This window comes from Gordonia sp. YY1 (assembly GCF_009872315.1).
GTDB classification, from domain to species: Bacteria; Actinomycetota; Actinomycetes; order Mycobacteriales; family Mycobacteriaceae; genus Gordonia; species Gordonia amicalis.
Genome location: NZ_WXYI01000006.1, coordinates 1 through 21,666, shown reverse-complemented (window position 1 = coordinate 21,666; position 21,666 = coordinate 1). Strand labels below are relative to the sequence as shown.

The following is a 21,666-nucleotide window of genomic DNA, read 5'->3' as shown; positions in this document are numbered from 1 at the left end:
TTTCGGGTGCGGGGAGACGAGAGGTTGATGTCATGCAGCGGTTGAGTGGTTTGGACGCTTCGTTCCTCTACCTGGAGACCCGGAGCCAGCTGATGCACGTCATCGGTCTCGTGGAGATCGATCCGAGCACCATGCCCGGCGGGTACAACTTCGACAGGCTGCGCGAGGAGATGGAGCGGCGCGTCGCCGCGATCCCGGCCTTCCGCCGAAAGCTCGACAACTCGATCTTCAACATCGACCACCCGGTGTGGATCGAGGACGAGGACTTCGACATCCAGCGTCACGTCCATCGCGTGGCGGTGCCCGCGCCGGGCGGTGCGGGTGAGGTCGCCGAACTGTGCGGTCATCTCGCCGGCCAGACCCTCGACCGGGGCAAGCCCCTCTGGGAACTGTGGATCATCGAAGGGCTCTCCAACGGCCGCATTTGCGCGATGCTGCGTATGCACCACGCCGGCACCGACGGTGTCACCAGCGCCGAGATGCTCGCCCAGATGTGCACTCTCACACCGGACCCACCCGAACTCGACTCGTCGAAGGTCCACGAATCGGCGGGCCCGCCGTCGCGCGCAACGATCGCCGCGACCGGGGCGATCAACTACTTCGCCAGCGCCCGCAGGCGATGGCGAAACTGTTGCCGCGGACGGTCAGCGTCCCGGTCGGCTGGCTGCGCCGGGCTCAACGGCAGTCCGCCATGCCCGCACCGTTCATGGCGCCCCGGACCCGGTTCAACTCGGCGATCACGCCCCACCGCAGCATCGGCCTCAGCCAACTGTCGCTCGACGACGTCAAGCGCGTGAAGAACCACTTCGGGGTGAAGCTCAACGACGTCGTGCTGGCGCTGGTCGGCGGTGCGATGCGCACCTACCTACTCGAACACGACGAGCTGCCCGACAGGCCGCTCGTCGGGATGGTGCCGGTGTCCGTCCACGGTGCCGACGAGTCCGACCTCGTGGTCGAGGGCACCAACAAGGTGACGGGAATGTTCACCCAGTTGTCCACTGACGTCGAGGATCCGGTGGAGCGACTCGAGAAGCAGGCGGAGTTCAGCCGAAAGTCGAAGGAACACCACGCCGAGATCGACGCCAACATCCTGCGGTCCTGGGCTCAGTTCGCACCGGGGGTCACACTGTCGACGGCGATGAAGTTCTACGGCAACCGGAAGCTTGCCTCGGCGCATCCGCCGATCTTCAACGTCCTCGTGTCCAACGTGGCCGGCCCCGATTTCCCGCTCTACTTCCTCGGTTCACGCGTCACCGCCGTCTACCCGCTCGGGCCGATCTTCCACGGACTCGGACTGAACATCACGGTGTTCTCCGCCGACGGACACCTCAACATCGGCATCCTGGCGTGCACCGACCAGACCCCCGACCCGTGGGAGATCGCCAACGCCTTCGACGATCAGCTCAAACAGCTGCTCGCCGCCTGCGACTGAGCCGCGCCGCGCGCGGCGTGACCGGTGGGCGCTACACCCGGTCCGATCCGCCCGCCAGCTGGTCGAGCCAGACCCGCGCCGACGCATCGGACGGCGAACGCCAGTCGCCGCGCGGTGACAGCGAACCGCCCGAACCGATCTTGGGGCCGTTGGGCATGGCGGTGCGTTTGAACTGGTTGCCCATGAAGCGCTTCAGGAAGATCCCGAGCCAGTGCTCGATGGTCGCGGTGTCGTACTCGTTGCGCTTGTCCTCGACCAGCAGCTCCGACCACGGGCCGCGTGAGCGGTCACCCCAGGCCTGCCGGGCGAGGTAGGCGACCTTGGTCGGCCGATACCCGAACCGGGTCACGTAGTAGAGGAAGAAGTCGTGGAGTTCGTACGGGCCGACGGTGTCCTCGGTGGACTGGATCTTCCCGTCGTCGCCGGCCGGGACGAGTTCGGGGGAGATGACGTCGTCGAGGATCTCGGCGAGCACCTCGGTGGTCTCCGCGGAATGGTGGCTGTTGCTGATCATCCACCGGATCAGGTGCTGGATGAGGGTTTTCGGCACCGAGCCGTTGACGTTGTAGTGCGACATCTGGTCGCCGACACCGTATGTGCACCACCCGAGCGCGAGTTCGGACAGGTCGCCGGTGCCGAGGACGATGGCGCCGTGGTGGTTCGCCAGCCGGAACAGATGCGACGTGCGTTCACCGGCCTGCACGTTCTCGAAGGTGACGTCGTAGACCTTCTCGCCGCGGGAGTAGGGGTGGTCGAGGTCGGCGAGCATCTGCTCGCACGACGGCCGGATGTCGATCTCCTTGCCGGTCACACCGAGTGAGTTCATCAGGATGTGAGACCGGCGCAGCGTCGCGCCGCCGGTGGCGAAACCGGGCATCGTGTAACCCAGGATGTTGGTGCGGGGCAGGCCGAGTCGGTCGAAGGTGTCGACCGCGACGAGCAGTGCGAGAGTCGAGTCGAGTCCGCCGGAGACGCCGATGACGATCTTGTCGATGCCCGTCGAGCGCAACCGCTGGGCCAGACCCTGCACCTGGATGTGCCGGACCTCGGCACAGCGCTCGTCGAGATCGGCGGAATCCGTCGGGACATAAGGAAATCGGGGCACGACCCGGCGCAGCACATCGTCGTCGCCGTTCAGTTCGCCGAACGAGAACCCGATGCGCCGCAACGACTTCAGTTGATCGGAGTAATCGCCGGCCTGGTCGCGCAGGCTGATCATCCGCATGCGTTCCTGCCGGAGCCGGTCGAGGTCGATGTCCGCGGAGATCACCTGATCGGTGGTCGCGAACTGTTCGCTCCGGGCCAGCAGAGAGCCGTTCTCGGTGATGAGGGCGTCACCGTCCCAGGCGAGATCGGTGGTCGACTCGCCGTAACCCGCCGCGACGTAGACGTGCGCGGAGATCGTGCGCGCGGAATGGCCTGTGCAGAGGTTCTTCCGGTAGGACTCCTTGCCGATCGTGACCGGGCTGCCGGACAGATTGGCCAGCACGGTCGCGCCGCCCAGGGCCGCCCAGGTGCTCGGCGGGATCGCCACCCAGCCGTCCTCGCAGATCTCGACATGCAGTGCGAAACCGGGCAGATCGGTCGCCTCGAAGATCAGATCCGCCCCGAACGGGACCTCTTTGCCGTCGACGGTCACGGTGGTGGGCACCGCATCGCGGGCGGCCGAGAAGAATCGCTGTTCGTAGAACTCGCGGTAGTTCGGCAGATACGACTTCGGGACGATGCCGAGCACCTCGCCGTCGTGGATGACCGCCGCGCAGTTGAACAGTCCGTCGCCGACGACCATCGGCAGACCCACCACGATCAGTGGTCGGAGACCCCTACTGGCCGTGGCGATCTCGCTCAGTGCGTCGCGGCACCCGTCGATCAGCGCGTCCTGGTGGAACAGGTCGTCGATGCTGTAGCCGCAGAGCCCGAGCTCGGGGAAGACTACCAGAGCGGCGCCGTCGTCGGCGGCGCGCCGCATCAGCTCGACGGTGCGTGCGGCATTCGCGGCGGGTTCGGCGATCGTGAGGACGGGCACCGCACCCGCGACCCGAACGAAGCCGTTTGCGTAGACAGACACGTCGACAACAGTAAACCGCGGAGTGCCCGAAGATCGCGCGCCGGCTCGCTAGGTGTACTGACCTGCCAGGTTGGGTACGCGGCTGACGGGTGAGTTGCCTCGCAGTGCGGTGTGGCCGCGTTCGTGATTGTAGATGCGCAGGAACTCGGGGAAGGCCGCGACGCGTTCGGTTTCGCTGAGGTAGGGGCGGGCGTAGGCCCATTCCTCCTGCAGGGTGCGGTTGAAGCGTTCGACCTTGCCGTTGGTTTGCGGCCGGTACGGGCGGGTCCACTTGTGCGTGATCTCGTTGTCGGCCAACAACTTCCGGAACATTCGGGACCGATAACATGACCCGTTGTCGGTCATCACCCGCGCGGTGGTGACACCGATAGAGGCGAAGTGCGCCAAGGCACGGGTCATGAACGCGGTCGCGGTTTCCTTCTTCTCATCACCGAGGATCTCTGAGTAGGCGTAGCGGGAATGGTCGTCGACGGCGTGGTGGAGGAACGCGTATCCCAGGTTGGGGCGGCCGTGGACTTTGCGGGGTCGTGCGGGCTCGCGGTGGGCGCTGGAGTTGCGGCCGCCTCGGGCGCGGCCGTGGATGCGGTGTCCGCCACCGTCGGGGATTCTGCCGAGTTTCTTGATGTCGACGTGGATCAAGTCTCCGGGCGCTTGGCGTTCGTACTGACGAATCTCGCGTCTGCGGGCACGTACGGGCGCCCCTGTTGCTGGGTCGGTCCACGACAACCGCACACACTGGTACCGGGTGAGGATGCGGTGGACTGTGGACACGTTCAACCCCAGGTGGAACCCGATCCGAGCTGGTCCCCAACGGCGCGACACGCGTAACCCCACCACCCGGCGTTCCCGGCGACGGGTGGTGCGATGCGGGCATGAGCGGGGCCGGCTTGAGCGGTCAACCATCCCTGCGGGCCCGTGGTCGCGGTAGCGGTCGGCCCACCGTTTGGCCGTGGTCACCGAGACATTGAAACGGTCCGCGGCACGCCGCAGCGGCCACCCATCCTCGACAACACACCGAGCCAGACGCAGCCGGCCAGTCGGGGACAACGGTGAATTACGGTGAGACATGAAGACCTCCGGGTTGAGGAGCGGTTCTTAGACAGCTCCACACCTCACTCGGAGGTCTTCCCTATGTCACGCCGACTCGCCGAACCCCGTACCTAACGTCCCGGGTCAGTACAGCTAGCCCATCGGGTCGTCCACCAGCGGCTCGTCGACTCGCTCGAACGGCGCGGTCTTCGCGCCCCAGCGATGGCAGACCCAGACGCCGTCGACGTACTCAAGTTCGATCGAACCGGTGTTCCCGAGGTGCGTCGCCGCGGCGAAGCGGGAGTCGATGCCGGCCAGGCGCGCCGCGATGAGGCGGATCGCCGCACCGTGGCTGACCAGGAACACGTCCCGCGGGTCGGTTCCCGTCAGGTATGAACGCGCGAGGTCTTCGACGGTCGGGATGTAGCGCTCGTAGACCATCGCGAGCGACTCACCGCCGGGGATGCGCACGTCGAGGTCGCCGGCGTGCCACTTCTCCATGACGTCGTGGAAGACGTCGTGGGCCTCGCGGTCGGTGCGGTCCTCGAGCTCGCCGGCCTGGACCTCGTGCACGCCCTCGACGGACTCGGTGGCGACCTCCCACACCGAGCCGATCAACTCCGCGGTCTGCCGGGCACGCCTGGCCTCCGAGCTGACCAGCACGGCCTCCTGCTCCGGACGGTTCTCGAGTCCGAACCGGACGCCTTGTCGCGCACCGAAATCGGTGAGCGCCGCGCCCGGGAGCGCGGTGTCGAGGCGGCGCATGACGTTCGCGGTGGTCTCGCCGTGACGGACCAGATGCAGGCGCGCCATCACACCTCCCCCTGTCGCATCGCATCGATCCAGGCCAGCGACTCGGCGTGGTCGGGCGGCGTCGTCCCGGTGGTCCGCACCGCGGGCCACGAACCGAGATAGACGACCCGCTCGCACCGACGATGGAGTGCCGCAAGGGCTTCGGCGACCGCCGCGTCGTCGATGTGGCCCACGGCGTCGAGGAAGAACCGGTAGCGACCGGCGATGGCCCGGCCCTCCGCCTCGTCGCGCTGCGGCCGGGATTCGATACGCGTGAGATCGATTCCGCGGGAGGCGAACTCGTTCATCGCGGCCATCAGGCTGCCGGGCTCGTTGGGCAGGTCGAGGATCACCGACGTGCGGTCGGTGCCGGTACGCCGCGTGGGTACCGCGGGACGACCGAGGACGAGGAACCGCGTGGTGGCCTCCCGCGCGTCGCAGACACCGTCGGCGATGACCGTCAGATCCGACAGGCCCGCCGCGAGACCGGTCGTGACGGCGGCGTCGGCCTTGCCGGACGCGACGTCCAGGGCGGCAGCGGCATTCGACCCGGACGTGATGAACTCGGCGTTCGGGAACAGCTTCGCCACCGACTGCCGCACCTGCGCCGCCGCCACCGGGTATGCGGCGATGGTTCGGACGTCCTCCGGAGCGAGGGGTGTGGCCGCGGCGATCGCGAACGCGATGTCGACCACGGTCTCGGCGAACGCCTGCACACGTGCACCCTCCCCCGACCTCGCCGGCGGCACGAGGGCGTCCATCGTCGCCGGTACCGATCCCTCGAGCGAGCTCTCGATGGGCACACAGCCGTAGTCGGCCTCGCCACTACGGATCATCGCGATGGTGGCAGTCGGACTCGAGGCATCCACCTTGGTGACGTCACCCGATAGGTCGAGACCCCCGAGGGCGGGGTCGTGGGCGGCGAGAACCGCGTCGAGTGCCATCTCGGTGAAGGTTCCGGGCGGGCCGAAGTAGGCGATCACAGGCACCACACGAGCCTAGTGGACGCGGGCGACCACTCCGGACCGGGCGCTTCCCGGTAACGAGAAGTCCAATGTCCCATTGACGGAGAGGGCAGATCTATTTAGGTTAGGGTTACCTTCTAAGGCTCCACCGCAGCCGCCCGCGCCGACCGGAGAGACAGACATGACGCGTACGACGACCGACCGACCGACGGATGCCGAGATGATCCAGACGGCGTGCCGCCGGGTGGGCTCGGCCATCCTCGCCATCGAGGGCGCCGACACGACACCGATCGACGTCGTCCACCTCTTCGAATCCCAGGCCTTCGTGCTCGTCCCCACCCACGGTGAGGCGATGGCCGCCGTGGACGACACCGAGGGGACGCCCGCGATGCTCGAGGTCACCGACTGGGCACCCGTCGACCTGCGTGAACGGGTCCGATCGATCATCTGGCTCAACGGCACCCTGCACGCGGTCCCCCGCGACCTCGAACGCGACCTGGCCATCGAGATCGCGGGCGAGCACCCTGACGACGGCCTCCTCGACATCGGCCACGGGGCGTCGATGCTGCGCCTCCAGGTCGGTTCCGCGGTGATCGCATCCGGCGCCGGTGCATCGTCGGTCTCGGCCGTCGAACTGGCCGACGCCGACCCCGACCCGTTCTGGGAGTGCGAGGCGGGTTGGCTGGAACACCTCGACCTCGACCATGCCGATCTCGTCGGCCAGCTCGCACGCAAGGTGCCCACCGACCTGCGCCAGGGCCGTGTACGCCCGCTCGGCCTCGACCGGTTCGGCATCCGCTTCCGCATCGAGGGCGTCGACGGTGACTCCGACGTGCGCGTGCCCTTCCCCCGCCCGGTGTCGGACGTCGTCGAACTGTCCCGAGCGCTGCGCAACCTCGCGGGCTGCCCGTTCATGAACTCCATGCCCGACTGACTTCGCTCGCGCCCCGGGGAGCCAGGGGTCCTAGGCTGACCGGCATGTCCCTGCGCGAGTACCTGCGGCCGTCACCCCACGGCATCCCGGTCGTCACCGACCGTGTCGAGCGTCGCGGTCTGATCGCCGAACTCGTCATCGTCGGCGTCCTGACGTTCGCCTTCTCCGCGGTGTCGGCGGCGCTCGCACTTCTCGAGGCCCAACTCGCCGGGGGCATCGGCGATACGACGGTCGCCCTCAACCCGAGTCGCTCCGACCTCGCCCTCATCGACGCGGCGCGTCAGGTGATGAGCGTCCTGAGACTGTTCGCCATCGGCGCGCTCGGCGTCTACCTGCTGTGGCGGAGCGGGCTGGGACTCTCGCGCGTCGGCCTCGGACGCTTCACGCCCCGACGCGACGTCCCCACAGGACTCGTCCTCGCCGCCGTCATCGGGATACCCGGGCTGGTCCTGGTCGCGGTGGCCCGCGCATTCGGCCTCAACGCGAGCCTCGTCCCCAGCCAGGCCGACACCTGGTGGGAATGGCCGGTGCTCATCCTCATCGCGATCGGGAACGCGGCCGCCGAGGAGATCGTGGTGGTCGCCTACTTCATCACCCGGCTCCGGCAGCTCGGCGTCTCGGACACCAGGTCGCTCGCCGCGAGCGCCGTGCTCCGCGGTGGCTACCACCTCTATCAGGGGTTCGGCGCCGGCCTCGGGAACGTGGTGATGGGCGTCGTCTACGGCCGGTTCTACCAGGTCACCGGTCGCGCGTGGCCGCTTGTCGTGGCGCACGGCGTCATCGACGTCGTCGCCTTCATCGGCTATGCGCTGCTGCGCGACCACCTGTCCTGGGTCGGCTGACGACAGGACACATCACTCGCGAGCCTTCGAGTGCTTGCCGCCCGATCCGGTGACCCGGGCCAGCCCGAAGAGCACCAGCCCGACGAGCATCAGGATGCCGGCGCGCAGCCACGTCTCCGCGCTCTGCTGCGTCAGCAGGACGATGCACGTCCCGATCGCCAGCACCGGCACGATCGTCCACGTCCGGAAGTGATCGGTGTCGGCGCGCTCACGTCGAAGTACCAGGACCGCGATGTTGGTGCTGAGGAAGACGAACAGCAACAGCAGCACGACGGTCTCGGCGAGTGCCGCCACCGAACCGGTCGCCGACAGGACCATCGCGATCGCCGTCGTGGCGATGATCGATGCCCACGGGGTGCGACGACCGGGCAGGACCTTCGCCAGCGTGGCGGGCAGCAGTCCGTCGCGGGCCATCCCGAACGTCAGACGGGACGCCATGATCATCGTGAGCAGCGCGCCGTTGGCGACGGCGATCAGAGCGATCAGCGAGAACAGCCGATCGGGTACGCCGGCATCGGCGATCGAGACCACCTCGAGCAGCGGACCGGACGAGCCGGCGAGCTGGTCCGGCGACACCACCACCGAGACCGCGAGGCCCACCATCACGTACACGATGCCCGCGGTGATCAGCGCACCGAACAGTGCCTTCGGGTAGACCCGTCGCACGTCGCGAACCTCCTCGGCGACGTTGGCCGACGTCTCGAACCCCACGAAGGAGTAGTAGGCGAGCAAGGCCGCGCTGAGCACGGCGAGCGCGGGCGTCGACGAACTGTCGAACTCGAGCACGCGATGCGCTTCGCCGTCTCCCCGCCCGAGGACGATCCCGGCCAGGACGACGACGAGCACCAGACCCGACACCTCGATCACGGTCATCACGACGTTCGCCCGCACCGACTCGCTGATGCCTCGGGCGTTGAGTGCCGCGATCGCGAACAGGAAGACGAGTGCGGCGGCGGTGGTCGGCACGTCCAGGAAGGACTTGAGGTAGTCACCGGCGAACGCCAGCGCGAGACCGGCTGCGCTGGTGACCCCGGCGGCCAGCATGCAGAACCCCACCAGGAACGAGACCAGCGACGACCGGTAGGCGTGCTGCGCGAAGACCGCGGCGCCGCCGGCGTGCGGATACTTGGTGACGAGTTCCGCATACGACCCCGCCGTCAACAGCGCCATCACGAGGGCCACCACGAGCGGCACCCAGATGGCACCGCCCACCTCGCCGGCGATCTCCCCCACGAGCGCGTAGATCCCGGCGCCGAGCACGTCGCCGAGGATGAACAGGAACAGCAACTTGCCGGTGATCGCGCGCCGGAGCGGACTGCGCTGGTCATCACCCGTTTCGGTGTCGGGCCGTGCGGCCACATCGTCGGTCATGGCGTCCCGGATACCCCGACGCGTGCCGATCGAGTCCTGTGATCTGCGTCGGATCCGTGGCGGCCGGTCGTGAATGCGTACATTGGTTGGGATGAACGAGCAGGACCCGCCGATCATTCGGCGCGGTCGTCCGGGGCCTCAGGTACCGCCCGGGCGGCCGGCGGGAGGCACACCGCCACGTCAGGGACCACCGCCCGGTGCACCTGGACGCCCTCGCCCGCAGGGTCCGGCTCCCGCCGCACATCCCCAGGCGATGCCGCGGATTCCGGCGCAGGGTCCTCCGCCGAGGCGGTCGGCCGTTCCCGCCGGCGCAGGCCCCGGACAGTACGCGCCCACCCAGAAACCCGAACCGATCCCGGTGGGCGACCGGTCGCGCGAACACCGGCCGCCGCGCGACGACCGGCGCGTCGATCACGGTCGGTCGTCGACGAGACCGCCCGCTCCGCCGGCGGGCGCCCCGCCCGCTCCCGGATCGCCACGCCGTCGCCGCCGCCGTTCGGTGCGGGTCGGCAAGATCGTGCTGATCCTGCTGCTCGTGTTCGTGCTCGGCAGCATCGGGCTGCTCTTCTACTACGACTCGAGACTCGACCGCATCGACGCGCTGCCCGCCTACGCCGGCCGGCCGTCGGACACGCCCGGTACCAACTGGCTCATCGTCGGCACCGACAGTCGATCCGACCTCTCCGACGCGCAGCGCACCAATCTGTCCACCGGTGACGCCGACGGCTCCCGCACCGACACGATCATGCTGGTCCACAATCCACCCGGAACCGGGAAGGCGACGGTCGTCAGCATCCCGCGCGACCTCTACGTCGAGATCCCCGGCCACGGAAGCCTGAAAGTCAACGCGTCGTACAGCATCGGCGGACCGGCACTGCTGGTGCAGACCGTCGAGAACCTGACCGGCATCCACATCGACCACTACGCCGAGATCGGCTTCGGTGGCTTCGACACCCTCGTCGACGCCGTCGGCGGTGTCGACATGTGCATCGACCAGCCGCTCAACGACCCCAAGGCCGGCCTCAAACTGGCCAAGGGCTGCCACCACCTGAACGGTCGCCAGGCGCTCGGCCTCGTACGCACCCGAGCCTTCCCGCGCGCCGACCTCGAGCGCGTCATCAATCAGCGGAAGTTCCTGGCCGCATTGGTCTCCCGCGCCACGAGCCCGGCCGTGTTGCTCAACCCGTTCCGGCTGTTCGGCTTCATCGGCGGCGCGATCGACTCACTCACCGTCGACGAGCGCGATCACATCTGGAACCTCGCCTCGCTGATGTTCGCCCTCCGTGACCCGGTGACGACCACAACACCCACGGGTGAAAGCGTTTACACCGATGACGGTCTGGCACTGCCGGTCACCGAGACGACCGAGGAGTTCTTCGGCCGTCTGCGTGCAGGTCAGCCCATCCCCGACGAGTTGCTCGTCGACGCCGGGTGACGAGGTGGCGAGCCTGCCCAAAGACAGGTCAGACTAGCCTTAGTTAGCCTGAACTTGCTGGTAGAAGCCACTTTTCGGCACCTACCATGGGTGCATGACCGAATTCACCAAGTTCCATCAGCTGCTGCACGACCAGATCGGCAACGAGTTCTACGCCTCGCAGCAGTACATCGCGGTCGCCACCTACTACGACAACCACGACATGCCACAGCTGGCCAAGCTCTTCTACCGCCAGGCAGTCGAGGAACGCACCCACGCGATGATGATCGTGCAGTACTTCCTCGACCGGGACATGGACGTCGAGATCCCCGGTATCCCGGCCCCCAACAACAAGTTCGAGGACTACAAGGCCCCGATCAATCTGGCCCTCGAGCAGGAGAAGACGGTCACCCAGCAGGTCGTCGACCTCGCGAAGTCCGCACGCGACACCGGGGACTACCTCGGCGAGCAGTTCGTGCAGTGGTTCATCAAGGAGCAGGTCGAGGAGGTCGCCATCATGACGACCCTGCAGACCATCGCCGAGCGCTGCAAGGGCAACCTGTTCGACCTGGAGAACTTCGTCGAGCGCGAGTTCAACGGTCCCGCGGCCGACGACCCGACCGCACCTTCCGTCGCCGGCGGCAACATCTAGGCACCACCGGGCAGACATGAACTCGGCGGCGCGACTTCACTCGAAGTCGCGCCGCCGAGGTGTTTCTCAGCCTCTGTCTAGCGCAGCGTCACCTGGCGGCCACGGATGCCGTCGCGCGAGCTCCGCTCGGCGATCGTCAGCTCCGAGGTGTCGGCGAGCGCCTCGCCCAGCCACTGATCGAGCTGATTGAGACCCGCCTGCCACTCCTCGTGGTGCATCTCGTTGTCGAGGTCGAACACCGGGACCAGCAGGCCGTGGGTGCGGAACGACCCGGCGAAGCGCGAACCCTCACCCATCGTGAGTCGGCCGGCCGCGTGGAGCCGCGCCATGGCCGCCATCAGGTCGTCCTCCGGTTCCGGACGGATCCACCGCAGGTGGGCCCGCTCCCCGGCGTCGACCCACCACGGGGCGCCCGAACCGCTGTCGACGACGAGGCGTGCGGTCGGCAGCACGGAATCGTTGGCGCGCTCGAACATCGGCGCGATCTCCGCGGGCACCTCGGTTCCCTCCGGGAACCACCACGAGAAGTCCTGGTGCACGGTGATGTCCAGGGTCGCGTCGGTCTTCAGCACCTCGTCGAGCGAGGGGGATTCGTCGGCGGACTCCAGGTCGAACTCGCCACCCGCATCGGCGTGAGCGGCCCACGCGATGGCCGCGGCCAGCTCGACGGCCGGCGTCTGACGATCCGGCTCGGTCTGCAGACCGACCAAACCTTCTGTGGCGCCGCCTGATTCACGCGTGAGCGCGGGACCGGCACCGGGCAGGATCGTCACGACGAAGACGTCGTTGCGCGACTCGGCGGGCTCGACCAGTTCGAGTCGTGCGGTCGCCGACGCGACGAACGTCCGCAGCGCGACGAAGTCGCATTCGGCGGCCAACCCTGCGAAGGGACGCGGCGGCGGTGCCATCGACGCCGCCTGCCGAGCCTTACGAGCGGCGACCCGCTCGGCGCGATTGCTTCCCGGACGGGGTCCACTGCCCCGCTTGCTCTTCTTGCCCATCGGTCCACTCTCTCATGAGCAGGCCTCAGCACCCAGATGACCGGGGCGGCGAGAAGACCGGTCAGTCGACGGTCACCAGCCAATCGCGCACCCGGGCCGGATGGTTCGTGGCCAGCCAGCGCACGCCCAGGTCGGCGCAGAGCTGGACGTCCACGAGTTCGTCGACGGTCCAGCAGTAGGTCACGCGCCCGGCCGCGGCGGCCCGGTCGACGAGGTCCGGGTACTGCCTCAACGTCATCACCGACGGTCCGATCCCCGTCGCCCCGACGGCGGTCGCCGCGCTTCCGCCGAGCACCCGGGCGGTGTCGCCCAGCAGGATGGTCGGGAGCATCGGGGCATGGCGGCGGATACGCCAGACCCCGGCGGAGGAGAACGAGATGACCACCGCGCGACTGTGATCGGCCGACGGCGGCGTCGCGACCCCGAACTCGTGCAGGATCTCGAGGAGCTTCTGCTCGACGAGGCTGCCGAATCGCACGGGATGTTTGGTCTCGATGAACAACCGGACCGGCCGCCGCCAGTCCAGGGTGAGCGTGAGCAGCTCACGCAGAGTCAGGATCGATGCGGGGTCGCCGGCGGAATGCCAACTGCCGAAGTCGAGTTCGCGGAGCTGGTCCAGGGTCATCTCGCTGACGATGCCGGACCCGTTCGACGTGCGGTCGACGGTACGGTCGTGCACGCAGACGAGCTCGTGGTCGGCGGTCAGCCGGACGTCGCACTCGAGTCCGTCCGCGCCCTGCGCGAGGGCGAGTTCGTACGCGGCCAGCGTGTGTTCCGGACGGTCCCCGGAGGCACCGCGGTGTGCGACCACCGCCGGCTTTCCCGAACGCGACACCTTCTCGACCGCACCCACGTTCACACCTGCGTTCATCCGACCGCCACCCACCTTCTCTTCGGGACCGGAACCGCCGTGACGGCGTCGAACAGCACCGGCACGCGGCGCGTCAGCCAGAAGGCGAAGGCCGCCGAGACGGCTGCGCTGATGATCACCATGGCCAGTGCGTTGGCCCCGGTCTGCACCGAGTCCGAACCCCACGCGACGGCACGTGCGATCAGTGCCAGTACCGCGGTGACGTTGACGATCACCCACGCGACCCACAGCCGGCGGACCCGGCGTCCGACGCGTTCCGCGTCGAGGGACGGGTCATGGGCCACACGCAGGGCCGCGACCTCGCCCAGCACCAATGGCGCGCCGATCAGGTTGACCAGCGGCACTCCCACCAGCACCCCGACCCACACCGGCCGTCTCGGGTCGAGCAGGCGGGCGTCCTCATAGGCACCGGCCCGCAGGTCCATCACCCAGCGCATGAACGCGAGGGTCGCCCAGACGTAGGCGAGGAAGGCGGCGACACCTCCGAAGATGATCAGCCAGTCGGAGACCACGATCAGCGGGTCGGGCAGCGGCTGGGTGCGGTTGACGGCCAGTAGGAGGTAGCGCACCAGATGGATGACCGCGGAGGCCGCGAGTGCGGTCCCCGCCACGACGAGCACGAACAGCAGGCGTGCCCGCGAGGTCTCGATCCGGTCGTGGGTCGGGTCCGGCTTCACCGGTTCGTCGCGCAAACCCCATGTAGGGATGTACACGTACCGCGGGATGAGCCGCGGGCCGCGCGAACCCGACGGCCCGCGACGGATGGGAATGGCCTCGGGAGGACGCCGAGCGACCCACCGGACGTTGCGACCCCGGTAGAAACGGCCGGTCGGCACGGGAGCGCGGCGTGTCGGGGCGGGTGCCGCGGGACGTGTCGGCGCGGGCGCCGCCGGATGTGCCTTCGCCGCCATCGCATGCGCGACATCGTCGACGACGCTCAGCGGGCCACCACAGCGAGGACAGTGCTCCCGCCCGGGACGGTGCGGCGCCTGGATGCGGCACCTCGGACAGAGGTCGATCATCGGACGGCGTCGCCCCCACCGTTGCCCTGGCCGTTCCCGCCGCCGAATTCGACGGGCTTGCCGTGCTCCTGCCAGGCGAGCATCCCGCCGCGGACGCAGATGCCGTCGTATCCCACCTGTGCGAGGTACTGCAGAACCCGCATCGACCGGCCGCTCGAATGACACACCACATAGAGGTCCGCATCCGGGTCGATCTCGCCGAGCCGGCCGGGGATCTCGGCCATCGGGATGTGGACGGCGCCGCGGATGTGCCCGTTCGCCCATTCTTCGGGTTCACGGACGTCGAGGATCACCGCCTCGGCCGTCCCGGTGAAGTCGTCCGGCAAATCGGTCACCGGCACCTGCGTGATGTCGCCCATGGTCACGATTTCCATGGTGGCACAGTCATGGCACAAGGCGTGTCAGGTCATCTTGACGGACGTTTCCGGCAGCCCGATGAACATCGCATTCAGCATCACGCAGATTGCCTAAATGCCTCCTATGCTGATCATCATAGTTTTATCCACATGCACAGACCGGACACCTGTCCGGTGTCCCCATCTCACCGTCAACCTGGGGATGAGACTGTGGAAACTGTGGAAAAACCCTGGCCAACCGGCCTGTCGATGTGACTGGTGTCACTAGTTCGACCCAATGTGCGCGCAGGAAATTCACCAAACTGCAGGGGTCGACGGGTGGTGCATTTTCTTTCCATGCACACACCTGTGGATAACGTGGGGACAAACCCTTGGGGAAAACCCCCGAACTGGGTCTGGTATTACCCCTCAGTCTCGGTGTACAAACGCGGTCCGCACCGCCGGGGCGCGGTCGAAGGCGGCGAGTACACCCGCCGTGACGCTCTCGGCGAGACCCGACACCGACATCTGGTTGCCGACCAGACGTGCCAGCAGAGGCTTGGGCGCCTCGATGACCGTGATCTCGGCGTCGGGGTAGCGCTCGGCCACCACCGAACGCATCACGCCGATGCCGTCGACCAGACCGAGTTCGGCGGCGCGGTGCCCGACCCACACATCGCCGTTGAACAGCTCCTCGTCGGATGCTGTCAGCTTCTTGCCACGACGCTGACGCACCCACGCGATGAAAGCCTCGTGCAGCTGCCCTTGGAGACCCTTGAGCCATTCGACGTCCTCGGGCACCTCCGGCGAGAAGGTGTCGAGCCGGGCCTTGTTCTCCCCCGTCGCGTAGAGACGACGCTGCACGCCGAACCGGTCGAGCAGTGCCGAGAAGCCGAAACCCGAGGACACCACCCCGATGGAACCGACGATCGAGGTGTGCGCGGCGTAGATCTCGTCCGCCGCACAGGCCATCCAGTAGCCACCGGACGCCGCGACGTCCTCACAGAACGCCAGGACCGGCACGCCCTTCTCGGCGGACAGCTGTCGGATGCGCTCGGCGATGTACTCCGACTGGGCGGGCGAACCTCCGGGCGAATTGACCACGACCACCACGGCCTTGAGCCGATCGGTGTCGAACGCCCGCTTGAGTACCGGTTCGACCGTGTCGGTCGTCAGACCGTGCCTGCCCATGCCGGCGCCGCCGATCGGACCGTCGAGTCGAACCACCGCGACGTGCTCGGCACGCGATCTCGCGAACTTCTTGCCCACCGCCGCCAGCGGTCCTGCAGTCATCTGCCCGAGTCTAGTGGCGGATCACCACAGCAGGTTTCCGGCGGGCACGCCCGCGTTGTCTCCGGGGTGCAAGCGGCACTCGCACCGTAGACTCTCCCGCGTGCAGGTCAGGTGGCTCAGCGCATTCCTCGATTTCCCCGCCGACGAGTTCGGCGGCGAGGTGACCTTCTGGCGCGCGATCTCGGGCAGCACGGTGTCGCCGCCGCGCGGCGAACACCGAGAATTCGCCTCCCTCGAACCGTTCCACGGCGATCCGCACCTGCGTGTGCAGCGGGTCGATGAGGGCCCGGGCGGGGTCCACCTCGACATCCACACCGACGATCCGCACGCGGCAGCCGAGGAGGCCGCCGGCCTCGGGGCGACCATGATCCACGATGCCGACACCCACCTGGTCCTCCGTTCACCGGCGGGCTTCGTGTTCTGCCTGGTGCCGTGGGAGGGCGAGACCACCCGGTCGCGACCGATCCGGTGGCCCGGCGATGCCATCAGCATCATCGACCAGTTGTGCATCGACATCCCGGCCCCTGACTTCGACGCAGAGGTCGCGTTCTGGACGAACCTGACCGGTTGGCCGCTGAATCCGCCCGGCACCCGACCCGAACTCGTCGCGCTGCGTCGAGATCCGTCGATCACGATCGGAATCCTGTTGCAGCGCAGGGAGGCCGGGACGACCGACGACTCGACACCCGCGACCGGGCACCTCGACCTCGCGACGAATTCGGTACCCGACGAAGTGGCGCGTCACGAGGGATGGGGCGCCCGCGCGGTCGGCCAGTATCCGAAGTGGACGACGATGGTCGACCCGATGGGGCGCCCGTACTGCATCACGTCACGCAATCCGCGTACCGGGGCCTGAGGAACTCGCGCAACCTCTCGACCTCGGCATCGATCTCACGCTTCTCGGCCTTGGTGACCTCACGCAGCATCTCGACGCGCACCCCGCCTTCACCGTCGAGATGCCATGTGCCGGCGAGGAATCCGTCGGCGAAGACGAAACCGGGTGAGCGGCCGTTGGGTGTCACGGTCCGGCGGAACAACTCCGGGTCGGCGACGCGGACGCGGTCGGCCGAGACCCCGATGACGTGATCGAAGGGCGCCACGAGGCGGGCCGGCGCGGGTGTGTCCGGATCGGCGAAACCGAGTCCGTCGAGGTCGTAGAGGACCTCGCCGTGCGGGCCGGCCAGTCGGACGAGTTCCCAGTCGGCTTCGAGCTTTTCGACGAGCGGCCGCAGCCCGGTGAGCCCGGACCACGTCTGGATGGCCTTGACGGTGGCGGGACCGAAGCCGCGGAGGTACAGGCGGATCAGGTCCGCGCGCGCGTCGTCACCCTCGACCGCCGGCTCGCCCGGGCCGACCCATTCGTCGAACAACCGGTAGGTCGGTGCCGCGCGTCCCCGCCAGAGACCACGCGGCGGCACCTGGACCAGAGGCAGCCCGCACCGGGCGATCCCGGTGAGTGTGGACGGGTTCTCCGCCGGATGCCGAACGGCCAGCTGCTTTCCCAGGTCGGCACCACTGAGTTCACCGCCGGTGAGAAGTCGGGCGGCGTCGGCGAGAACCTGCGACGGATCCGCATCCACGAGTCGCGGCATGTGCGCCTCGGTGAGTTCGCGCCGCAGAATCGGTTCGGCGAGGGGCCGGATCCACCGGGCGTCCTCGGCATCGATGAGGAACACCGTGGACCGCAGCAACGCGATTCGCACGACCTCCCGCGCCGTGAGGAGCTCGTCGAGTTCGGACGAGTCGAATCCCTCGACGCGCGACCACAATCCGAAGAAGGCGGCGCGCGGGTCCTGGGACTGCATCCCCACGCACCGGTCCAGCACCTCGATGGCGTCCTCGTCGACGCGGTCGAGCAGGTGCTGGCGGGACAGCAGGGTTCGGTTCCACTGCCTCAGGGTGATCGTCTCGCCGGTCACCTCAAGCGGGGTAGCTGATTCCGGTCGCCGCATGGCAGCGATAGCCGTGCGGGTTCTTGGCCAGATACTGCTGGTGGTAGTCCTCCGCGTAGTAGAAACGCCCGTCGCCGGCAGCCTGGAGCGGCTTGATCTCGGTCGCGATCCGTCCCTCTCCGGCCGCGTCGAGCGCGGACTGGAACTTGGCCGCGGACTGCGCGACGATCGCGGCGTCCTCGTCGGAAAGGGTGTACACCGCCGACCGGTACTGGGTGCCGATGTCGTTGCCCTGGCGCATCTCCTGGGTGGGATCGTGGGACTCCCAGAAGATCTTGAGGATGCCCTCGAGGTCGATGACCGCCGGATCGAAGACGACGAGTGCCGACTCGGTGTGGCCGGTCCGCGCGGTGCAGGTCTCCTCGTACGTCGGGTTCGGGGTGTGGCCGCCGGCGTAGCCGACCGCGGTGGTGTACACACCCGGGACCTGCCAGAAGATCTCCTCGATCCCCCAGAAACAGCCGCCCGCCAGGATCACCGCGGACAGCCGGCCGTCGAAGGCACCGATGCCGCCATTGGCGTACGAGCCGTCGGCCTCCGGTCGTCCGCGCATCGGAGTGTGCAGGACCAGATGGTCGCCGGGAACAGTGATCTCGGTGTCGCGCCCAGGTAGTGCGGAATCGGCCGCGATGAGTTCCTGCTTGTGCGAACTGGCAGCAAAGAGCTGGTCAAGCCAAGACATGCGGCAAGTCTACGCGCCGCCGACCCTGTCCGAGTTCTCCGAGTTGAGTCAACCGTCCCAGTCTGACTATGATGGCGATCACATCCTGATTTGTGATACCCGTCACTGTCGGTCCACGGTCCGCCGGACCCCCGAGACGCCGATGGTGAAGCCGATCCGCTGACGAGGGGCGACAATGGCGACGCACGCGACCGGAGACTTCCGGAGCGCAGGCCGGACTCCCCGCGGCGCCCCGCGCGTCAATTACGACGTGGCGAGACGCTGCCGGGCGATCGGGTTGAGCATCGTCGCCCTGCTCGCGGTCTTCGTCGCACTCATGCTGATCTGAGCGGATTCGGACATCTCGCCCGCGCACAACGGTGCCGCCGCAGCACGGTTGACCTTCAACCGCACTTGATATTTCTTGTGGCCTCTTTGTTGCAATCACCCATGGTGTGCGGAAGGGTGGAAGCATCCGCGTGGCGCCGACCCGGTCGGCGCACCCACGTGTGAAACAGGGAAACGAAAGCACCTCAGAGAGGAACATCGTGGCTGAATACACCTTGCCGGATCTGGATTACGACTACGCGGCACTGGAGCCGCACATCTCCGGCAGGATCATGGAGCTCCACCACAGCAAGCACCACGCGACCTACGTCAAGGGCGCCAACGACACCCTGGAGAAGCTGGCCGCGGCCCGCGAGGACGACAGCATCGCCGGCAAGGTCTACGGGCTCTCGGCCACGCTGTCCTTCCACCTGGGCGGCCACACCAACCACTCGATCTTCTGGAAGAACCTGTCGCCCAACGGCGGTGGCGAGCCCGAGGGTGACCTCGCCGCGGCGATCACCGAGCAGTTCGGTGGCTTCGACAAGTTCAAGGCGCACTTCACCGCCGCCGCCACCACTCTGCAGGGTTCGGGCTGGGCGATCCTGGGCTACGACACCATCGGCGGCAAGCTGGTCATCCTGCAGCTGACCGATCAGAGCGGCAACATCCCCGCCGCGATCATCCCGGTCGTCATGCTCGACATGTGGGAGCACGCCTTCTACCTCGACTACCAGAACGTCAAGCCGGACTACGTCAAGGCTTGGTGGAACGTGGTCAACTGGGCCGACGCCGGTGAGCGTTACGGTCGCGCGAAGACCCAGGGCAGCGGACTCGTCGTGCCTGCCTGATACTGGTTCGCCAGACATCAACGGCGCCGGTCACCTTCGGGTGGCCGGCGCCGTTTCTTGCCCTTCGAGGCAGTGAGAATGGGTGTGGGTGGTCGACCGGGTCTGGGTCTGACTTACCCTCGATCCACCGATCGGGAACGTGTGGAGGTCGGCGCGGTAAACGGAGAATGCCTCTCTGATCAGGGATAATTGTTCTTACTACGGAGCAATTGAACCCGAAAAGAGAGGCATCTCGCAGGTGCAAGTTTCTCACGCCGCACGGACGGCTGTCGCATCATTCGATGACCCGAATCTCGTGTCGAGTGCCGGTCTGGTCCCGATCGTCCGTCTCGCCGAGAAGGCGGGCCTGCGCAGCCTCACCGATCAGTGGTTGAGCGTCCCGACGGATAAGGGCGCGAATGCGGGGTTGAAGGTGTCGTCGCTGGTGGCGGGGATGGTCGCGGGGGCGGATTCGATCGATGACATGGCGCTGCTGCGCCACGGCGGGATGAAGAAGATCTTCACCGCGATCTACGCCCCCTCGACGTTGGGGTCGTTCCTCAGATCGTTCACCTTCGGACACGTCCGCCAACTCGACGCCGTCGCCTCCCGGCTCCTGGTGAACCTCGCCGGTGAAGCGGCGATCGTCTCGAGTGGACCCGACGGCGGGCTGGTGTTCGTGGATGTCGATGACACCATCATCGAAGTCCACGGCCCGAAGAAGCAGGGCGCCGGGTTCGGGTACTCCGGGGTCCGCGGCCTGAACGCGCTGCTAGCCACGGTGTCCACCGATACGTCCGCTCCCGTAGTCGTTGCCCAGCGTCTGCGCAAGGGCGCGGCCGGCTCCCCGCGGGGCGCGGCCCGGATCGTCGCCGATGCGCTGAAGACCGTGGCCCGGCTCCCCGGGATGGAGGCCGCACCCGTGTTGCTGCGCGCGGACTCCGCCTACTACGGACACGCGACCGTGACCGCCGCGCTCCGCGCCGGCGCGGACGTGTCGATCACCGCCCGGCAGGATCCGGCCGTGAAACGCGCGATCGGCACCATCCCCGACGACGCCTGGACGAAGATCCGATATACCGACGCGATCTACGACCCGGACACCGGCACCTGGACCTCTGACGCGGAAGTCGCTGAGGTCCCGTTCACCGCGTTCACCTCGAAACCGAAGAAGGACCGGGTCGAAGGGCGTCTGGTCGTCAGGCGCATCCCGGAGTTGAATGCGAAGAAGCTGTCCCAGCCGACCCTGTTCGACACGCACCGGTTCCACGCGTTCTTCACCACCAGCACCCTCGACACCATCACCGCCGACCAGGTCCACCGCGGGCACGCGATCATCGAGCAGGTCCACGCCGACCTGAAGCACTCCGCCCTCGCGCACCTGCCCTCGGGGATCTTCACCGCGAACGCCGCCTGGCTCGTCCTCGCCGTCATCGCGTTCAACCTCACCCGCACCGCCGCGACCCTCACCGGTGCTGCACTCGCGAAAGCGACAACGGCCACGATCCGCCGGAAACTCATCGCCATCCCCGCGAGGATCGCGTCCTCCGGGCGCCGCATCCGATTGCATCTCCCCCAAGCCTGGCCCTGGGAAACAGTGGGATCGGCACTGTTCGCGCACGCCCTCCCGCCACCGCGAGGCTGACGAACCCGACCGACCTGCCGCCAAAGGCACCGACGAAATGAACGAGTGGAACACTGCGGGCAGCGAGGCCCGCAGCTCCACCGCGTTCCACCACCACCACGCCCCCAGAAGCCCCGCAACGCTCCGTCACTCAAGGACATCGGTGGATCGAGGCTTACTTCGAGGCTGACGGTTGCTGTCATGAGCGAGATGTGTCGGCCCGGAACCGCCGGTCGGCTACCCGCGCCATG

Annotated in this window: 20 protein-coding genes and 1 pseudogene; 9 read left to right on the top strand and 12 right to left on the bottom strand. The window is 67.7% G+C overall.

All coding sequences use genetic code 11. The features are described from left to right. The first annotated feature begins 32 nt into the window (after positions 1-32). A pseudogene (locus BPODLACK_RS10165) lies at positions 33-1,432 on the top strand (WS/DGAT/MGAT family O-acyltransferase). 31 nt (positions 1,433-1,463) lie between these two features. Here BPODLACK_RS10165 and BPODLACK_RS10160 read toward each other — a convergent pair. From BPODLACK_RS10160 to pheA, 4 genes are all read right to left on the bottom strand, one after another. After that, a complete protein-coding gene (locus tag BPODLACK_RS10160) occupies positions 1,464-3,500 on the bottom strand; it encodes an NAD(+) synthase (protein WP_159405212.1) in 2,037 nt (678 codons plus the stop codon). Positions 3,501-3,548: 48 nt separating this feature from the next. After that, a complete protein-coding gene (locus tag BPODLACK_RS10155; RefSeq protein ID WP_159405211.1) occupies positions 3,549-4,568 on the bottom strand; it encodes an IS481 family transposase in 1,020 nt (339 codons plus the stop codon). Between the two features lie 114 nt (positions 4,569-4,682). Then, positions 4,683-5,342, bottom strand: a complete 660-nt coding sequence (locus tag BPODLACK_RS10150; protein ID WP_006437697.1) for a histidine phosphatase family protein — start codon at positions 5,340-5,342, stop codon at positions 4,683-4,685. Beyond that, positions 5,342-6,313 (bottom strand): prephenate dehydratase, encoded by a 972-nt coding sequence (pheA, locus tag BPODLACK_RS10145; RefSeq protein ID WP_024498826.1) that lies wholly within the window; start codon positions 6,311-6,313, stop codon positions 5,342-5,344. The genes BPODLACK_RS10150 and pheA overlap by 1 nt, the downstream gene beginning before the upstream one ends. A gap of 154 nt (positions 6,314-6,467) precedes the next feature. On the opposite strand from pheA, the gene BPODLACK_RS10140 reads away from it, so the two are divergent. Together BPODLACK_RS10140 and BPODLACK_RS10135 are read left to right on the top strand one after the other, a co-directional pair. Then, complete coding sequence (locus tag BPODLACK_RS10140; RefSeq protein WP_159405210.1) at positions 6,468-7,220, top strand: DUF2470 domain-containing protein; 753 nt, start codon at positions 6,468-6,470, stop codon at positions 7,218-7,220. 44 nt (positions 7,221-7,264) lie between these two features. Next, positions 7,265-8,062, top strand: a complete 798-nt coding sequence (locus tag BPODLACK_RS10135) for a CPBP family intramembrane glutamic endopeptidase (RefSeq protein ID WP_159405209.1) — start codon at positions 7,265-7,267, stop codon at positions 8,060-8,062. Between the two features lie 12 nt (positions 8,063-8,074). Here BPODLACK_RS10135 and BPODLACK_RS10130 read toward each other — a convergent pair whose 3' ends face one another. Beyond that, complete coding sequence (locus tag BPODLACK_RS10130) at positions 8,075-9,433, bottom strand: APC family permease (RefSeq protein WP_159405208.1); 1,359 nt, start codon at positions 9,431-9,433, stop codon at positions 8,075-8,077. A 253-nt stretch (positions 9,434-9,686) separates the two neighbouring features. On the opposite strand from BPODLACK_RS10130, the gene BPODLACK_RS10125 reads away from it, so the two are divergent. Together BPODLACK_RS10125 and BPODLACK_RS10120 are read left to right on the top strand one after the other, a co-directional pair. Further along, positions 9,687-10,868: an LCP family protein gene (locus tag BPODLACK_RS10125; protein WP_442903267.1), complete on the top strand. Its 1,182-nt coding sequence runs from the start codon at positions 9,687-9,689 to the stop codon at positions 10,866-10,868. Between the two features lie 94 nt (positions 10,869-10,962). After that, the gene (locus BPODLACK_RS10120; RefSeq protein ID WP_159405207.1) at positions 10,963-11,499 is read left to right on the top strand and encodes a ferritin; all 537 of its coding nucleotides are present in this window, start codon (positions 10,963-10,965) and stop codon (positions 11,497-11,499) included. A gap of 77 nt (positions 11,500-11,576) precedes the next feature. Here the strand turns inward: BPODLACK_RS10120 and BPODLACK_RS10115 are convergent, their stop codons facing one another. The 5 genes from BPODLACK_RS10115 to BPODLACK_RS10095 form a co-directional block, all read right to left on the bottom strand. Then, positions 11,577-12,500, bottom strand: a complete 924-nt coding sequence (locus BPODLACK_RS10115; protein WP_159405206.1) for a DUF5926 family protein — start codon at positions 12,498-12,500, stop codon at positions 11,577-11,579. Positions 12,501-12,561: 61 nt separating this feature from the next. Beyond that, positions 12,562-13,371 carry a glycerophosphodiester phosphodiesterase gene (locus BPODLACK_RS10110; protein WP_006437705.1) on the bottom strand — a complete coding sequence of 270 codons (810 nt, stop codon included), beginning with the start codon at positions 13,369-13,371 and terminating at the stop codon, positions 12,562-12,564. Next, complete coding sequence (locus tag BPODLACK_RS10105; RefSeq protein WP_236577652.1) at positions 13,368-14,282, bottom strand: DUF4328 domain-containing protein; 915 nt, start codon at positions 14,280-14,282, stop codon at positions 13,368-13,370. Before BPODLACK_RS10105 ends, BPODLACK_RS10110 begins: the two co-directional genes overlap by 4 nt. Before the next feature lie 107 nt (positions 14,283-14,389). Further along, on the bottom strand, positions 14,390-14,767 hold the full coding sequence (locus BPODLACK_RS10100; protein WP_236577651.1) for a rhodanese-like domain-containing protein: 378 nt from the start codon (positions 14,765-14,767) through the stop codon (positions 14,390-14,392). A 390-nt stretch (positions 14,768-15,157) separates the two neighbouring features. Continuing rightward, complete coding sequence (locus BPODLACK_RS10095; protein ID WP_159405204.1) at positions 15,158-16,021, bottom strand: S49 family peptidase; 864 nt, start codon at positions 16,019-16,021, stop codon at positions 15,158-15,160. A gap of 100 nt (positions 16,022-16,121) precedes the next feature. Here BPODLACK_RS10095 and BPODLACK_RS10090 point away from each other — a divergent pair, with 100 nt between their 5' ends. Next, complete coding sequence (locus BPODLACK_RS10090; RefSeq protein ID WP_159405203.1) at positions 16,122-16,877, top strand: VOC family protein; 756 nt, start codon at positions 16,122-16,124, stop codon at positions 16,875-16,877. On the opposite strand, the gene BPODLACK_RS10085 is transcribed toward BPODLACK_RS10090, so the two are convergent. Further along, complete coding sequence (locus BPODLACK_RS10085; RefSeq protein ID WP_236577650.1) at positions 16,846-17,940, bottom strand: winged helix DNA-binding domain-containing protein; 1,095 nt, start codon at positions 17,938-17,940, stop codon at positions 16,846-16,848. The two genes, BPODLACK_RS10090 and BPODLACK_RS10085, sit on opposite strands and share 32 nt — an antisense overlap. Position 17,941: 1 nt before the next feature. Beyond that, entirely contained in the window at positions 17,942-18,655 is a 714-nt protein-coding gene (gene msrA, locus BPODLACK_RS10080; protein ID WP_159405201.1) for a peptide-methionine (S)-S-oxide reductase MsrA, read from the bottom strand. A gap of 175 nt (positions 18,656-18,830) precedes the next feature. Here msrA and BPODLACK_RS23300 point away from each other — a divergent pair, with 175 nt between their 5' ends. The 3 genes from BPODLACK_RS23300 (at position 18,831) to BPODLACK_RS10070 (ending at position 21,436) form a co-directional block, all read left to right on the top strand. Beyond that, on the top strand, positions 18,831-18,983 hold the full coding sequence (locus tag BPODLACK_RS23300) for a hypothetical protein (protein ID WP_191834649.1): 153 nt from the start codon (positions 18,831-18,833) through the stop codon (positions 18,981-18,983). Positions 18,984-19,182: 199 nt separating this feature from the next. After that, positions 19,183-19,812: a superoxide dismutase gene (locus BPODLACK_RS10075; RefSeq protein ID WP_006437713.1), complete on the top strand. Its 630-nt coding sequence runs from the start codon at positions 19,183-19,185 to the stop codon at positions 19,810-19,812. Between the two features lie 238 nt (positions 19,813-20,050). Further along, positions 20,051-21,436, top strand: coding sequence for an IS1380 family transposase (locus BPODLACK_RS10070; protein WP_006436550.1), 1,386 nt, complete (start codon positions 20,051-20,053; stop codon positions 21,434-21,436). Positions 21,437-21,666: the final 230 nt, after the last annotated feature.

Excerpts from the sequence above, each read along its gene's own strand:
- BPODLACK_RS10105 (WP_236577652.1), bottom strand. The coding sequence starts at position 14,282 with ATGGCGGCGAAGGCACATCCGGCGGCGCCCGCGCCGACACGTCCCGCG.
- BPODLACK_RS10120 (WP_159405207.1), top strand. The coding sequence starts at position 10,963 with ATGACCGAATTCACCAAGTTCCATCAGCTGCTGCACGACCAGATCGGC.
- BPODLACK_RS23300 (WP_191834649.1), top strand. The coding sequence starts at position 18,831 with ATGGCGACGCACGCGACCGGAGACTTCCGGAGCGCAGGCCGGACTCCC.
- BPODLACK_RS10135 (WP_159405209.1), top strand. The coding sequence starts at position 7,265 with ATGTCCCTGCGCGAGTACCTGCGGCCGTCACCCCACGGCATCCCGGTC.
- BPODLACK_RS10155 (WP_159405211.1), bottom strand. The coding sequence starts at position 4,568 with ATGTCTCACCGTAATTCACCGTTGTCCCCGACTGGCCGGCTGCGTCTG.
- BPODLACK_RS10130 (WP_159405208.1), bottom strand. The coding sequence starts at position 9,433 with ATGACCGACGATGTGGCCGCACGGCCCGACACCGAAACGGGTGATGAC.
- BPODLACK_RS10095 (WP_159405204.1), bottom strand. The coding sequence starts at position 16,021 with ATGACTGCAGGACCGCTGGCGGCGGTGGGCAAGAAGTTCGCGAGATCG.
- BPODLACK_RS10100 (WP_236577651.1), bottom strand. The coding sequence starts at position 14,767 with ATGGAAATCGTGACCATGGGCGACATCACGCAGGTGCCGGTGACCGAT.
- msrA (WP_159405201.1), bottom strand. The coding sequence starts at position 18,655 with ATGTCTTGGCTTGACCAGCTCTTTGCTGCCAGTTCGCACAAGCAGGAA.
- BPODLACK_RS10150 (WP_006437697.1), bottom strand. The coding sequence starts at position 5,342 with ATGGCGCGCCTGCATCTGGTCCGTCACGGCGAGACCACCGCGAACGTC.
- BPODLACK_RS10115 (WP_159405206.1), bottom strand. The coding sequence starts at position 12,500 with ATGGGCAAGAAGAGCAAGCGGGGCAGTGGACCCCGTCCGGGAAGCAAT.
- BPODLACK_RS10110 (WP_006437705.1), bottom strand. The coding sequence starts at position 13,371 with ATGAACGCAGGTGTGAACGTGGGTGCGGTCGAGAAGGTGTCGCGTTCG.
- BPODLACK_RS10125 (WP_442903267.1), top strand. The coding sequence starts at position 9,687 with ATGCCGCGGATTCCGGCGCAGGGTCCTCCGCCGAGGCGGTCGGCCGTT.
- BPODLACK_RS10140 (WP_159405210.1), top strand. The coding sequence starts at position 6,468 with ATGACGCGTACGACGACCGACCGACCGACGGATGCCGAGATGATCCAG.